We start from the raw sequence: 14,156 nt of genomic DNA, 5'->3' as shown, positions 1-14,156 counted from the left end.
GGAACTGTCCTCCGCCCGCGCCTCCGCCGTCGTCCGCATGCTGCACACCGACGCCGCCATCCCCGCCACCCGCCTCCAAGCCGCCGGCTTCGCCGACACCAAACCCCTCTACCCCGCCACCGACCCCCGCGCCGAAACCCTCAACCGCCGCGTCGAAGTCATCGTCCTGTCCAACCTGCCGGCCGACATCCGGGCGCTACTGCCCTCGGCATCCACCAACACCACCAACTGACGAGGGAGGCACATCATGGCCGACGAGAAGAAGACCGAGGAAACGCCCGCCAAGGGCGGCGGCAAGAAGAAGCTCATCATGATCATCGCGATCGCCCTGGTCGCCCTCGGCGGCGGCGGGTTCGGCGGGTACATGATGTTCGCCCCCAAGAAGGCCACCGCCGAGCCGGCCCCCACCCCCGGCGTGGTCGCCGTACTCGACGCGATCACGATCAACCTCGCCGACGGGCACTACCTGAAGCTCAAGATGACCCTGCAGGCCACCACCGAGGCAGCCGAGGCCCCCGACGGCAGCAAGGCCATGGACATCGCCATCGAGCTCTACAGCGGCCGCAAGATGGACGAGCTGATGTCCAACGCCGAGCGCGACCGCACCAAGAAGGAGCTCGTCGAGAAGGTCGTGAAGGCCTACACGGTGGACAAGAAGAAGGAGATCATGGACATCTACTTCACCACCTTCGTCATCCAGTGACGACGCGGGTCCGCGCGCCGCGCTCAGCCGTCGACGGCCGGTAGCAGGCCGATCCTGCCGTGGTAGGTGCGGCCGAGCTGGTCCGTGTCGGAGCCGACCAGCAGTCCGGCCGGGACGGTGACCAGGACGCCGACGCCCACGCCCCGGCTGTGGGTCGGGTTCCAGGGCAGGGCGGCACCGGTGTGCGGGTCCAGGGCGGCGATGCCGGGGCGGGACACCGCGCCCGGCCCGGCGCTCTTGTGGCCGGCCGGGTTGTCCATCCACTGCTGGTGGCCGCCGACGTACACGGCGGCGCCGGTCACCGCGACCGACCACAGCGTGTTGCCCCCGGTGCGGTTCACCCAGGCCGGCGCGTGGTTGCCCCGGCCGTCGAGGTCGAAGCGGGCCACGCTGTCGCACATGCGGGTCGCGCCCGACATGCCGCCGGTGGCCGCGACCGCCAGCCAGGTGCCGTCCGGGGCGAAGTCCACGCCGCGCAGATAGCTGTCGTACAGCGTCTTGCACCGCGCCGCGTAGGCGTCGGTCGACCAGGCGTCCAGCGCCGGTGCGGTACCGCCGGCATCCGCCACCAGCAGCTGCGGCCTGCGCTGCCCGGCGGCGGTGTCGAACGCGCCGACGGCGGCGAGCCTTGCCCCGTCGTTGGTCACGGCGAGCGCCTCGACCTTGACCTTGTCGTGGTTGGCGTTGGCCAGCCGCAGGTCGAACGCCGGGTCGGCGGCCCCGGTGGCGGCGTCCAGCCGGGCCAGACCCGTGCGGTTCGCGCCGCCGATGCTGGTGAAGGTGCCGCCGGCGTACACCCACGAGCCCCCGGCGACGAGCGCCCGGATCTGTCCCTTGCCCGCCTTGGCGTCGAACCCCGGCACCAGCGCCCCGGTGGCCACGTCGAGCTCGGCGAGCCCGGGCCGCGCCGTGCCGTTGACGCGGGCGAACTTCCCCGCCACGTACACGCCGCCGGACGGGCCCGCGGCCAGCGCCGTGACCGGGCCGTCGAGGACCGGGGCGGCGTCGAGGACGCGGCCGGTGCCGAGCTGGAACGCGAACAGGTACCGCCGCCGCAGCCGCGTCTTCCCGCCCGCCTCGGCGACCGTGGTGAAGTCCCCGCCGACCACGACGGTGTCCCCGACGACGGCGATGGCGGTCACCGTCCCGTCGAGCACGTTCGGCGTCCACGCCACCGGCTGGTCGCTGACCACGCCCGGCAGCGACTGCCCGGCGACCGCCGGCCCGGCCACGGCCAGGGCGATGAGCAACACGACGGCGGCGAGCGGCCGATAGATCTTGCGCACGTGGACTCAACGACCCAGCCCGGGCCAGGATGCCGCCGAAGTTCGACATGTCGGATATTGGCGGGTCAGGCGTGCTCGGGGACCACTTCGGCGACGGGCGTGGCGGCGGGGTCGTTCGCGGCGTGCCGCGCGCGGGCGATTCCCCAGCCGACGAGCGCCGCGGCCACGACGGTGAGGGTGAGGCCCGCGGTCGTGACCGCCTCCCGGAACTGCGTCGTCTGGTGCGCGCTCCAGTGCGGTGCGGCGACGTCGCCGGTGAACAGCGCCGCGAGGATGGTGCCGGTCACGGCGATGCCGGCGCCGGAGGTGACCTCGGTGGCCGTGTCGGTGAGCGCCGCGCCGATGGTGGTCCGGCTCTTCGGCAGGCCGCGCAGCACGTTGGTCCCGGCGACGACGCCGACCACGCGCATCCCGGCGGCCACGAGCACGAGCGCGACGGCGACCCACACGTATCCGAACCTGCTCAGCAGCGCGTAGACGGCGAGCCCGAGCACGACCGTCGCGGCGCTGAGCCAGGCGGCCCGTTCGAGGCCGACCCGGCGCACGAACGGGTTGACGAAGGCGCCGCCCGCGACGAGGACGACGACCTGCGGCAGCATCCCGATCGCGGCGAGCGCGGGGGTCCACCCCCAGTCCAGCTGCAACTGCAGGGTCACCAGGTAGCCGAGGCCGGCGGTCGCCAGCCCGGCCGCGGCCTTGAACGCCAGGCCGCTCGACACCAGCGGGTGGGCCACGAGCCTCGGGTCGAGGAGCGGGTGACGCGCCGAACGCTCGCGGAGCAGGAACAGCACCGCGCCCGCGGCGGCCGCCGCCGTGACCGCCCACGGGCCCCACGACCCGGCGCCCTGATCGACGAAGAGCGTCGGCGCGACGAGCGCGAGCACGATCGTCGCCGTGCCCAGCGCCGCGCCGGGCAGGTCGAGCGGGTCGCGGTGCAGTTCGTCCGCGGCGTCCGCGGCGATGCCGCCCCGCACCCCGGCGATCGCGAGCGCGGCGATCGGCACGTTCACCAGGAGCAGGACCTGCCACGGGGCGATCGCGAGCACGAAACCGCCCACGGTCGGGCCGATCGCGAGCCCGACCAGGCCCACGGTCGAGATCAGCGTCATCGCGCGGACGCGCAGGCCGTCCTCGTCGAAGAGCCGGAAGGCCAGCGCCATCGAGCCGGGGGTCGTCATCGCGGCCGCGACCCCCATCGCCACCCGGACGGCGATGAGCTGCTCCGCGGTGACGACGAACGCGGTCGCCAGGCTCGCCACGCCGAGCAGGACCAGCCCGATGAGCATGATCCGCCGCCGGCCGAACCGGTCGGCCACGGCGCCGAACGCCAGCATCAGCCCGCCGAAGACGACCGCGTACGCGCCCGTCACCCACTGCAGCGCGGTCGTGGAGGCGTGCAGTTCGCGGCCGATCGTGGGCAGCGCGACGTTCAGGATCGAGTTGTCCAGCATCTCGAACAGGAAGACCGCGGACAGCCCCGCCAGGGCCACCCACGCCTCCCGCAGCGACCGGGGAGCAGCGGGACCGTGGTCGAATGGGGGCGGCGTGGAGGAGGACATGCCACTACGTTAAGTGACTAAGTTTAGTTACACAAGAGAGTGAGGGATGCGTTGCCCAGGACCGGAGAGCGGGGCGGCCCGCAGACGCGCGCGAGGATCGCGGAGGTCGCGGCCCGGCTGTTCCTCGAGCGCGGGTTCGACGCGGTCACGGTGACCGAGGTCGCACGGCAGGCCGGGGTCTCGAGCGTGACGGTCTTCAACCATTTCCCGCGCAAGGAGGACCTCTTCCTGGACCGCGCGGTCGACGCCGCCGAGCTCCTGCGCGCCGCGGTGCGCGACCGCTCCGCGGGCGTCGACGTGCTGGCGTCCCTGCGCGAGACGACCCTCCGCCTCGTCGACGCCGGCCACCCGCTGTCCGGGGTCAACGACAGGTCCACGCCGTTCTTCCGGACCGTCGCGGCGTCACCTGCGCTGCTCGCGCGCGCCAGGGAGATCGCCGCCGACCTGCAGCGGACCCTCGCCGAGGAACTCGGGCGCGACCCGGCCTTCGAGGGCGACGCGACGCTGCTCGCCGCCTTCTTCATCGCCGGCTACGGCACCGTGCTGGCGGAGACCGCGCGTCGCCTCATCGCCGGAGAGGAGGCCGGCGCGCTGCTCGACGACCACCGGGCGCGCTTCGAGCGGCTGTTCGCCGCCCTCCGCAACGGCGTGCTGGTGCTATGAACGCTCACGGTGTTGGATGACACGCCGCTCAGCCTCCGGGCTGGGCGGCGTGCGTCGTCTCAGGCCGCGGCGATGGCAGAACCCGTGCGTGTGCGGCGGCTGCCCGACCAGCAACGTCAGCAGCTGCTGCGGGTAACCAGACGAGGGACCAACTCAGCGATCTGGTTGCGGCGGCAATGTCCTGGCCTCGACCGGCGGGAACAGCGTGCCGGCGATCGCGCGGCCAGGCCGATGAGGACTCGGTCCGGCAGATCATCCACCGGTTCAACGAGACGTGGCGTTCATCGTCGCGAAGGCCAACACCAGACCCGAAGCCCTCGGCCAGCCGTTCACCCGGTGGAGCCCCGACTACCTCGTTCCGAGGCCGCTACAGCGTCAACGACGACACCCTCTGGGGCATCGTCCACTTGTGCCAGGTCACTGGCTTTCTGGGCGGTCGGTCGGCCATACCGCTGCTAGGCCGTGGTCGGTGGCGTAGAGCAGGTATGGCCGCAACTCAGGGGCGTATTCCAGGTCGCGGCGCAGCGCATACAGATCAGCTGACCTCGCCGCCAGGAACGGCTGGGCGGCGAGCAGGCCCCTGAGATCCCCGAACCGCCAATCCACACCCAGCAGCTTCCTCGCCCGTACCAGCAGCTGAACTCTATCGACCGGAATCTTGTCCACATAGACGTCGGCGGTTGGCGGCAGGTCTGGCTCCGGGTCGGCTGGCAGAGCGAAACCGGAACGCAGCCACACCTCGAACACGGGGGCAGCAACATCGAGGTCGACTTCGCCGAGACCGCCCAGGTCGGCCCAAAACACCGGGCCGCCGCCGTCGTCGCACCTGAGGAAGAATCCCCGATCGCCTTCTTGGCCGATCATGAGGTAGCCCGTGAGCCACTCGCCGATTCCGTAGGTCGTGTTGCGCTCCAGCAGGGATTCCAGGCAGTACATGACCACTCCATCGGCGACGACGTCGTCGGTGACCGACGCCAACCACCGCTGGTAGGCGGCATCCGTCCGGGAAATGAGCTGCTCGACCATCTCCACCGCCGGCTCCTACCTGTCGCCACCAGGCGCGGGCACGCCTGCACCAGCTGGCCCCGACCCGACACCCCGGAAGCCAACACCGTAGCCCGACCCGCACCGCAGGGATCATCATCAAGACCCAGCCCCCGTCCACTGCATGAGGGGCCGAGACCACACGCCGTCCAGCCCGGAGGCCGAGCGGCGTGCCATCCAACACCGTGAACGTTTGCGGTCAGAGCACCAGCCGGGTAGCCGCCCGGCCCCGCCCTTCACCGCAGGGCGGCGATGCCGGCGAGGATGAGGTCGATGCCGGCGAGGAACTGCGCGCGGTCGTCGTGGTCGCGCAGCTGGCCGGCGATGCCGCGGATGAAGGGGTACTGGTCCGGGTCGAGCCTCGACCACAGGGCCGACTCGGCGCCGAGGACGTCGGCCCGGCTCGTGCCCGGCTCCTGCGCGCGGGCGTTCGCGGCGTTCTGCCCGCCGACGCCGAGGATGTAGTTCAGCAGCGCGGACGCCGAGTCGAACTGGGCGGCGCCGGGGACGCCGAGCGCCTGGACCTGCCGTCCGATGCGCTCGAAGATCTGCAGCGTCGCCGACTGGGACGCGAGCCGGGACAGCTGCGCCCCGATCCAGGGGTGCGCGTCGATCGCGTCGAACACGCCGAGCGCGACCGTGCGGATCGCGTCCTGCGGCGTCTCGCCGGAGGCGTCGGCGGCCAGTACGTCGGCGAGCACGGCGTCGGTGGCGGCGACGAGCAGCTCGCTCTTGTTCGCCACGTGCCAGTAGATCGCGCCGGGGCCGGTCTTCAACCGCCCGGCGAGCGCCCGGAAGCTCAGCCCGCTCTCGCCGTCGCCGTCGAGCAGCTCGACGGCGGCCGACCCTGGGCGGGCTGGTCCTGCAGGTCCTGCCCTGGCAGGCGCTGCTGGTGCTCAACGTGCCCGTCGCCGTGCTCGCCGGCGCGTGCATCCGCTTCGGCATCCCGGCCGACGACCCGGCGCACCGCAACCGGTCGCCGCTCGACCTGCCCGGCGCCCTGCTCGGCACGGCCACGATCATGCTCGCCCTGTGGACGGCCACCCTGGCCGTCGAGGACGGCTGGAGCCGGGCCACGCCGTGGCTGGCCGGAGCCGGGGCCCTGGCCTGCGCCGCCGGCTTCGTCGTGCGCGAGCGGCGCGCGGCCCACCCGATGTTCGACTTCGCGCTGCTCAAGCGCGCGCAGGTCTCGGCCAGCCTCGCCTACCAGGCCGCGCTCGGCCTCGGCCTGGCCGCGCTCTCGTACAGCGTGTCGCTGCAGCTGCAGCTCGTCTGGGGCTGGTCGCCGGCCGAGGCCGCGCTCGGCAACCTCCCGCAGGTCGTCACCATGCTCGCGGTCGGCCCGTTCGTGGAGAAGTTCGTGGAGCGCTTCGGCACCGGCCGCGCCGGCCCCATCGGCGCGGCGGCGGTCATCGCGGGCCTGGTCCTCTACGCCATCCTCGGCCGCTACCACTACGTGTGGATCGCCGTCGCGCTCGCCCTCGCCGCCGCCGGCATGCGCGTCGTCATGATCATCGCGTCGATCACCGTCATGCGCGGCCTCCCGCAGGACCAGACCTCCACCGGCGCCGCCCTGATCGACACCAGCCAGGAGGTCGCCACCAGCATCGGCATGGCCGTCGTCGGCACCATCGTCGCCGCCGCGCTCACCGGCTCGCTGTCGACGGTCGGCGCCAGCGCGGCCGGCGCCCGCACCTTCGAGAACGCCGTCACCGTCGCGACCCTGGCCCTCACCGCCGTCTGCACCGCGCTCGTCGCGTGGGCCGCCCGCCGCAGCGCCAAGGCGCCCGGCGAGCCGGCTGTGGCGACCGGATAGCCGCGCCGGTCAGCGCCCCGCGAGGAACGCCTCGGCGAGCCGTTGCGGGGCCCGCGCCAGCCAGCCGTCCTCGAGCGCCTCTTCGAGATCCCGCAGGTGTACGTCCGGCAGCGCGACGAGCACCGCGGAGTACCCGTCGAAATGCGGAATCGTGAAGAAGCCCGGCCGCCCGGCGGCGAGCACCGCCTCCTTCTCCCCCAGGTCCGCGACCCGGATCGCGACGATCGGCCCGACCGGCGGGGTGGCGTCACCGAAGCGCTTCAGGTCGGCCTTGCTGAACGGCCGCTCCCACGCGAACCCCTTGCCCGCCACCGACCAGCTGCGGCGCCCGTCGCGCTCGTCCTCGGCCACCTCGGGCAGCCGAAGGACCAGCGCCGACACCTGCTCCAGGGTCACCATCCCCGAACCGTACGACGCCCGGCCCACGCCGCGCACCCCGAACCGCGCGAAGCCCGCGCGGTGTCACGCGACCCGGAACCGGCCGACCACGGCCTGCAGCTCGGTCGCGAGGCGGGACAGCTCGGCGGCGGTCGCGTCGGCCTCGGCCAGGGCGGCGGTCGTGCGCTGGGTCGCCTGGGCCACGCCGCCGATGTTGGTCGCGATGTTGGAGCTGCCGTTCGAGGCGTCGCCGACGCTGCGGCTCATCTCGCTCGTCGTCGCGGTCTGCTCCTCCACCGCGCTGGCAATGGTGACCTGATAGTCGTTGATCCGGGCGATGATCCGGCTGATCTCGCCGATGGCCTCGACCGCGTTGCCGGTGTCGGCCTGGATGGCCTGGACCCGCTTGCTGATCTCGTCGGTCGCCCGCGCCGTCTCCTGGGCCAGGTCCTTGACCTCGCCGGCGACCACGGCGAAGCCTTTGCCCGCGTCGCCGGCCCGGGCCGCCTCGATGGTGGCGTTGAGCGCGAGGAGATTGGTCTGCTCGGCGATCGCGGTGATCACCTTGACCACGTTGCCGATCTCGGCGCTGGAGTCGCCGAGCTTCGACACGATCTGGTTGGTGGTCTCGGCGACCCCGACCGCCTCGGCCGCGACCCGCGCGGCGTCGTTCGCGTTCTGGCTGATCTCGCGGATCGACGCGCCCATTTGCTGGGAGCCGGCGGCGACCGTGGCGACGTTGGAGGACACCTCGTCGGCGGCCCCGGCGACCACGCCCGCCTGGACGGCGGCCTCCTCGGCGCTGGCCGCGATCCGTGCGGTGGCGCCGGTGAGCCGGCCGCTGGAGTCGCCGAGCGTGGCGGAGCCGGTGGCGAGGCGGCCCACGGTGTCGCGCAGGCCGTCGCGGGCCCGGTTGACGGCGAGGGCCATGGCGCCGATCTCGTCGTGCGAGTACACCTCGGCGGGCCTGGTCAGATCGCCGTCGGCCACCGCGTCCAACGCCGCGCCGACGGCCCGGACCTGCCGCTTGATGCGCGACGCGACGGAGAAGGCGAGCGCGAGGGCCAGCACCAGGCCGGCGGCGAGCGACACGACGACCACGACGCGGGAGCGGCCGTAGGCGGCGTCGGCGTCCGCGGCCATCTGGTCCGCGGAGGAGACCTCGGCCGCCTGCAGCTGGTCGGCGGCGCCGTTCATCCGCGCCTCGATGTCGCCGAACGCCGTCCGCCGGTCGGTCGGCACGGTGAAGCCGGCCGGCGGGGTCTTGCGGAACACGATGACGTCGCGCAGGGTGCGGTAGTCCTGCTCCGCGGCGGCGAACGCCTCCAGCGGGTCCACGCGGGCCGGTGAGCCGGCCGCCGCCTGCTTGTAGGCGGCCACCGTGGCGTCGAGCTGGCTGTCCGACTGGGCGACGAGGTCCGCACCGGCGGACTTGCCGGCGTCGTCAGTGGCGTTCTGGTAGACGAGGATGGCGCGGTAGCCGCTGGCGATCCCGGCCCGGATGTCGGAGACGTAGGCCATGGTCCGCACGTGCTGAGCCTTCATGCGGGACAGGTCGCTGTTGAGCTGGCCCATGCGCACCAGCCCGAGCACGCCGACCCCGACGGCCACGGCGACCACCGCCAGCACCGAGACCACGATCTTGGTCGCGATACCGAGGTTCGCGAACCACCCGCCGTTGCGTTCGTCAGCCATGTCGCCCACTGCTCCCTCTGCCGCCCGCATCGGGGGGCATGAGCCGAATCGGCACGGACGCGCCGTACCTGAGGATTGGCGCGGCGACGAGTCAGGCCTCAGGACGCGCTCAGCCGATCCTGCGGACGAGGACCAACCGGGGCCGCGTCAGCAAGGCGGTGGCCGCCACGGCGAGCACGGGCGCGACGAGCACGGTGATGGTCAGGGGCAGCCAGGGCACGTGCCACTCCAGGTCGCTGCGCAACGCCACCATCCCGGCCGCGGGTGCGATGCCGCCGGCCACGCCGAGCAGCGTACCGATCCCGACGAGCAGCCCGGCCTGGGCCGCCGCGATCCGCCGCCGCATGCGCGGATCGGCGCCCACCGCGGCCAGCGTGGACAGGTCGTCGCGCATCTCTGAGGTGGCCAGCCCGACCGCAACCGCGCCGGCGGCCAGCGTGACGATGCCACTCACCACCGCCAGCACGAGGAACATCGCGCCGTAGTCGCGGCCGTTCACGCTCCGTTTCGTGCCGACCGTGATCTGCGCGGGGTCGGTGACGGACGGGTCCGTCTCCACCTGGGCGGCCAGCACGCGGGAGTTCGCGGCGGCGAGCTCGGCCTCCGTCGGGGCGCGCGTGGTGTCGATGATGACGCCACCGGGGCCGGTCTTCAGGCCGAGCCGGCTCGCGGTCTGCTCGGACACGACGGCACCGGGCAGGTCGGTGTAGTAGTCCGGAGCGGGCACCAGGATCGCCGGCAGCCGCGTACCGTCGCCGATCGCGAGCATTCCATCGGTCGTCAGCGACGGGTAGAACACGACTGCGCCGCCGTCGCGCAGCGCCGCCAAGGCCGCCGGGGTCGCTGCCGCGCCGGTGATTGCCCGGATCAGCTCCGCGCCGCCGGCTGCGACCGTCTGGGACGGGAACGCCGGCACACCGGTATTGCCATAGTCCGCCGGCCGCCCGGGCGCCATGTGTGCGCGATCGGCGAGGACCGTGAGGGACACGCTGTCCCGGGTGGGTAGCGCCCGCTCGATCTCGCGGAGCCGCTCGGGTGTCAGGTGGGCGGCGACCTGTGTGGACAGCAGGATCTGGCCGCTGCGCGCGTTGGGCTGCAGCGCCATGCTCTGATTGCTGTCCGCGGCGTTGTAGAGCATCAGCGCCACGCTGCCGGCGACCGCCGTGCACACGGCGGCGGCCGAGGCGGCCGTGCGGAGCCGGTGCCGGGCGGCGTGCCGCGCCGCCAGCCGGATGGCCGGCGGGAACCGCCTCGCGAGCCGACCGGCGCCGGCGACCAGGACGGGAGCGAAGGCGGTGACGCCGAGCAGGATCGCCATCGTGCCGGCGGTTACCGTGACGATGCTGCCGGACGAGCCGGCCGCGTGCACCGCGGCGGCCGCGCCGCCCGCGGCGAACAGCGTGCCGCCGAGCACCCAGCGCAGGTTGCTCGCCCGCGGCACGGCTTCCCGGCCGGTGAGGGCGGCCCGCAGGGCCTGCCGGGACGCGGCGCGCGCCGGTCCGAGTGCGGCGAGGAGTCCGACGGCGACGGCGAACAGCGCGATCCCGGCCAGCCATGGCACCGGTACGGCGCCCGCGGTGCGCGGATGGTTGGCGATCCGTTCGACGGCGTCGCGGTTGAGCCAGTACGTCAGCGCGCCGCACGCGACACCGCAGATTCCGGCGAACGCGCCGAGGACCAGCCCGTTGGCGAGCACCAACCGGGCGATCTGGGAGCGCCGGGCGCCGATCGCGCTCATCATGGCCAGCTCGCGGCGCTGCCGGCGGGCGCCGATCGCGAATGCCGCACCGGCGAGCAGGGCCACCTGCGTGCCGGCGAACCCGACCACGAGGACGAAGGCCGCGGTACGCGTCGCCAATTCGGCGGCGCTCGGCCGGACGTCGCCCCGGTACATGCTGCTGAACGACGAGAGACACGTCCGCCCGCCTTCGCCGGCGCTCTGGCAGGACATGTGCTGGGAGGGATCCGGTGGTGTCCAGCCCGCGGCGCCCGGTGGAAGCTGTACCAGCACGTGCGGGATGTCTCCGGAGAGCCGCTGGCCGGCCGGGCTGATCACCAGTGGGATGCTCAGCTCGCGGGCGGCGTCGATGACACCCACGACGGAACGCTCCACGGGCGGAAGACCGACGGCGAGCCGGTCACCGACGCGGATCCCGAGCGCCGTGGCCAGCCTCGCCGAGACGGCCACCTCGCCGGTGCCGCGCGGCGCGCGGCCGTCGCGGATGACGAACATGCCCCGGGTCAGTGGCGCGTCCACGTCGACCGCCGCGTAGTCACGCAGGCTGTAGGTGTCGCCCGCGCGCACCACCGTGCGGCCGTAGGTGACCGGGACGGTCTGGCTGCCGTCGGGCAGGGTCGCGAGTACCGTGTCCGCGCCCTCCCCGGTGATCTCGTAGTCGGCGCTGCCCAGCCGCCAGCTCGCCTCGGCGTCCGCCGACGTGTAGGTGGCCGAGTAGGACAGGGCGATCACGGTGCCGGCGTACACCGGCAATCCCAGCATCAGCACGATGAGTGCGGTACGGACCTTGCTCCGCCGTGCCGACCGGCGGGCGATCCGTACCGCCACCCGCCACGAGTGGGTCGCTTCGCGAATGCTCACGGGCTCAGCAGCTCCTCTGCGCGGTCCCGGCCGCCGGTGCTGTCGACCAGCACCCCGTCGCGCAGGAACACGATCCGGTCGGCCCAGCTCGCGAAGCGCGCCTCGTGGGTGACCAGCACCCCCGCCGCGCCCGCGTCCACCCGGGCGCGGATCAGATCGAGGACCGCTTGCCCGGTGGCGGAATCGAGCGCTCCGGTCGGTTCGTCGGCGAGCAGCAGCCGGCGCTGTCCGATGAGCGCCCGGGCCACCGCGACCCGCTGCTGCTGACCGCCGGAGAGCTGGTCGGGAAACCGGTCGGCCTCGCCGCCGAGCCCCACCTCGTCCAGCGCGGCGACCGCCTCGGCGCGCGCCGACCGGGCGGATACGCCGGCCAGTTCTCTGGGCAGGGACACGTTCTCGGCGGCGGTCAGCCCGGAGACAAGGTTGAAGTCCTGGAAGACGTAGCCGATCCGGTCCCGCCGCAGCCGGGCCAGCGCCGCCGGCGAGAGCGCCTCCAGCGCGGTGCCTTCGACCCGCACCTGGCCCGAGGTCGCAGTGTCCAGGCCGCCGCCGATCGCCAGCAGCGTGGACTTGCCGGAGCCGGACGGACCCATCACCGCGACCAGCTCGCCGGCGGCGACCTCCAGGGTCAGGTCGTGCAGTGCGCGCACGACCGTCTCGCCGGACCGGTAGACCCGGCTCACGTCGGTGAAGCGCAACACCGGCTGCGCGCTCACCGCTCGCTCCGCTGCGCCGCGCGCCGCGCCGCCGGGCGGGCCGTTGACCGGACCGCCCGGGCGGGAGCGGCGAGCCGGCCGCCTCGGCGCAGTACCGTCGCCTCCACGTGATCGAGCCAGCGCACCTCGCCCTCCAGCGCGAAGACCACGCTGTCCAGCAGCAGCACCCCGGCCACGTCGTCGACGGCCTCGGCGTCGCGTCGCAGGCTGGTGTAGTCGCGCATCGTCCGGAGCGACTCCGTGCGCTGCCGCTGCACCACCGCGGCGACGTCGACCCCGGGCGTGATCGCCGCCATCAGCAGCTTGAGGGCCAGCTCGTTGCGGGGCCGGTCGGCATCCGTCACCGGCGTGCTGAACCAACCGTCCAGCGCCGACCGGCCGGCCTCGGTGATCGAGTACATCGCACGCCCGTCGGCGTTCGTGCCTTCGGCGGCGACCAGACCATCCCGCTCCAGCCGCTCCAGCGTCGTGTACACCTGCCCGACGTTGACCGCCCACGTGCCCCCGGTCCGCTCCTCGAACTCGGTGCGCAGCTGGTAGCCGTACTTGGGCCCGTCGGCGAACAACGCCAGCAGGCCAAACCTCACGCTCATCCGACCGACCTTACCGAGTAAGTAGTTACCGGGTAAGTAGTATGTGGGCGCGCGCCGCCCCCGTCAACCGGTCGCGGTGCGCGCCTCCGCGAGCACCGGACCGGGCCGCCGCAGGCGGGTGGCCGTCGCGGCGCCGGCGGCGACCAGCGCGGTCAGGGCGGCCGCGGCCACGAGCGTGCGGGTGTCCGGGTGCAGCAGCGGCTGGCCCCGGCGGGCCTGCCAGACCAGCAGGGCGACGAGGCCCGCGTACCCCAGCGCGCCCAGGACGACCAGTCGCACCCGCACGGCCTGGTCGGCCAGGCGCGGGAAGCGGCGGGCAAGCAGCGTCAGCAGCCAGGCCAGCAGCGGCAGGGCCTGCAGCGCGTGGATGCCGACGAAGTGCGCGATGCGCAGGTCCCCGCCGGTGGCGGCCCAGCCGGTCACCGGCATCGACGGGCCGTCGTCCGGGGCGCCGACCGCGTGCGCGCCGCTGACCGTGAGCACGCCGCCAGCGTCGGCGAGGCGCTGCTGCGCGGCCGTCGGCTGGGCCATCATGACGCCCACGAGCATGCCGCCGAGCGAGACGAACATCCCCAGGCGCATCGCCCACAGCGTGGGCCGGTCCGCGAGCCGCTGGACGGAGACGACCACGGCGAGGAGAAAGGTGGACAGCCAGATCACCATCGCGAGGGCACCCATGACGTTGTAGACCTCGGTGTCGTACGGCGTCGCGACGTTGAAGTGGCTGGCCCGGCCGCGCGCAGCCTGCGAGACGATCGCGCCCACCTCGGCCACCGTCGCGAGCGCCGCCACGGTGGCGCTCCACCAGGCGATCCAGCGGCCTCGTCGCACCAGCCGCAGCATCCAGGCGAGCGTGGCGCCGTAGAGCGCGAACGACACCGCGAACTTGAGCGGCTTGAGCCACACCGGGGCCCCGTTGACGGTGCGGTGGTCGACCACCAGGCCGGCGAGCGCGACGACGGCGAGCCCCGCCATGAGCCAGGTGAGCCAGATGAGCGGCCGGTGCGGCCGCCCGGCGGTCGATGTCTGCGTCATGGCTCAACGCTCGCAACGCGGCCGCCGGAAATCGACACCGCCCGCCATACAGTCGCGGGTAGGGCTGTC

General features: G+C 73.4%; 14 protein-coding genes. 4 read left to right on the top strand and 10 right to left on the bottom strand.

Going from position 1 to position 14,156, the window contains the following annotated elements; translation table 11 throughout:
• Together ABD352_RS54475 and ABD352_RS54470 are read left to right on the top strand one after the other, a co-directional pair.
• On the top strand, nucleotides 1–232 hold a 232-nt coding region (locus ABD352_RS54475), incomplete at its 5' end, for an OmpA/MotB family protein (RefSeq protein ID WP_425553993.1).
• Nucleotides 233–247: 15 nt separating this feature from the next.
• Entirely contained in the window at nucleotides 248–703 is a 456-nt protein-coding gene (locus ABD352_RS54470; RefSeq protein WP_344620579.1) for a flagellar basal body-associated FliL family protein, read from the top strand.
• A 23-nt stretch (nucleotides 704–726) separates the two neighbouring features.
• On the opposite strand, the gene ABD352_RS54465 is transcribed toward ABD352_RS54470, so the two are convergent.
• Nucleotides 727–1,989, bottom strand: a complete 1,263-nt coding sequence (locus ABD352_RS54465) for a PKD domain containing protein (protein WP_344620578.1) — start codon at nucleotides 1,987–1,989, stop codon at nucleotides 727–729.
• A gap of 65 nt (nucleotides 1,990–2,054) precedes the next feature.
• The gene (locus ABD352_RS54460; protein ID WP_344620577.1) at nucleotides 2,055–3,548 is read right to left on the bottom strand and encodes an MFS transporter; all 1,494 of its coding nucleotides are present in this window, start codon (nucleotides 3,546–3,548) and stop codon (nucleotides 2,055–2,057) included.
• 51 nt (nucleotides 3,549–3,599) lie between these two features.
• Between ABD352_RS54460 and ABD352_RS54455 the strand changes: the two genes are divergently transcribed.
• Nucleotides 3,600–4,211 (top strand): TetR/AcrR family transcriptional regulator, encoded by a 612-nt coding sequence (locus ABD352_RS54455; protein ID WP_344620576.1) that lies wholly within the window; start codon nucleotides 3,600–3,602, stop codon nucleotides 4,209–4,211.
• A gap of 417 nt (nucleotides 4,212–4,628) precedes the next feature.
• Here the strand turns inward: ABD352_RS54455 and ABD352_RS54450 are convergent, their stop codons facing one another.
• Both ABD352_RS54450 and ABD352_RS54445 read right to left on the bottom strand, forming a co-directional pair.
• Entirely contained in the window at nucleotides 4,629–5,243 is a 615-nt protein-coding gene (locus ABD352_RS54450; RefSeq protein WP_344620575.1) for a hypothetical protein, read from the bottom strand.
• Between the two features lie 248 nt (nucleotides 5,244–5,491).
• Nucleotides 5,492–6,085: a TetR/AcrR family transcriptional regulator gene (locus tag ABD352_RS54445; RefSeq protein ID WP_344620583.1), complete on the bottom strand. Its 594-nt coding sequence runs from the start codon at nucleotides 6,083–6,085 to the stop codon at nucleotides 5,492–5,494.
• 62 nt (nucleotides 6,086–6,147) lie between these two features.
• On the opposite strand from ABD352_RS54445, the gene ABD352_RS54440 reads away from it, so the two are divergent.
• Nucleotides 6,148–7,071 (top strand): hypothetical protein, encoded by a 924-nt coding sequence (locus tag ABD352_RS54440; RefSeq protein ID WP_344620574.1) that lies wholly within the window; start codon nucleotides 6,148–6,150, stop codon nucleotides 7,069–7,071.
• Nucleotides 7,072–7,080: 9 nt separating this feature from the next.
• On the opposite strand, the gene ABD352_RS54435 is transcribed toward ABD352_RS54440, so the two are convergent.
• From ABD352_RS54435 to ABD352_RS54410, 6 genes are all read right to left on the bottom strand, one after another.
• Nucleotides 7,081–7,470, bottom strand: coding sequence for an MmcQ/YjbR family DNA-binding protein (locus tag ABD352_RS54435; RefSeq protein ID WP_344620573.1), 390 nt, complete (start codon nucleotides 7,468–7,470; stop codon nucleotides 7,081–7,083).
• Between the two features lie 63 nt (nucleotides 7,471–7,533).
• Complete coding sequence (locus ABD352_RS54430; protein WP_344620572.1) at nucleotides 7,534–9,144, bottom strand: methyl-accepting chemotaxis protein; 1,611 nt, start codon at nucleotides 9,142–9,144, stop codon at nucleotides 7,534–7,536.
• 109 nt (nucleotides 9,145–9,253) lie between these two features.
• A complete protein-coding gene (locus tag ABD352_RS54425) occupies nucleotides 9,254–11,743 on the bottom strand; it encodes an FtsX-like permease family protein (RefSeq protein WP_344620571.1) in 2,490 nt (829 codons plus the stop codon).
• Complete coding sequence (locus ABD352_RS54420; protein WP_344620570.1) at nucleotides 11,740–12,459, bottom strand: ABC transporter ATP-binding protein; 720 nt, start codon at nucleotides 12,457–12,459, stop codon at nucleotides 11,740–11,742. Before ABD352_RS54420 ends, ABD352_RS54425 begins: the two co-directional genes overlap by 4 nt.
• Nucleotides 12,456–13,052: a PadR family transcriptional regulator gene (locus ABD352_RS54415; protein WP_344620569.1), complete on the bottom strand. Its 597-nt coding sequence runs from the start codon at nucleotides 13,050–13,052 to the stop codon at nucleotides 12,456–12,458. Before ABD352_RS54415 ends, ABD352_RS54420 begins: the two co-directional genes overlap by 4 nt.
• A 63-nt stretch (nucleotides 13,053–13,115) precedes the next feature.
• Nucleotides 13,116–14,087, bottom strand: coding sequence for a hypothetical protein (locus ABD352_RS54410; protein WP_344620568.1), 972 nt, complete (start codon nucleotides 14,085–14,087; stop codon nucleotides 13,116–13,118).
• Between the last annotated feature and the right edge of the window lie 69 nt (nucleotides 14,088–14,156).

It is taken from the genome of Dactylosporangium salmoneum, assembly GCF_039532525.1.
Lineage (GTDB): Bacteria > Actinomycetota > Actinomycetes > Mycobacteriales > Micromonosporaceae > Dactylosporangium > Dactylosporangium salmoneum.
This window is presented reverse-complemented; position numbering and strand designations above follow the sequence as displayed.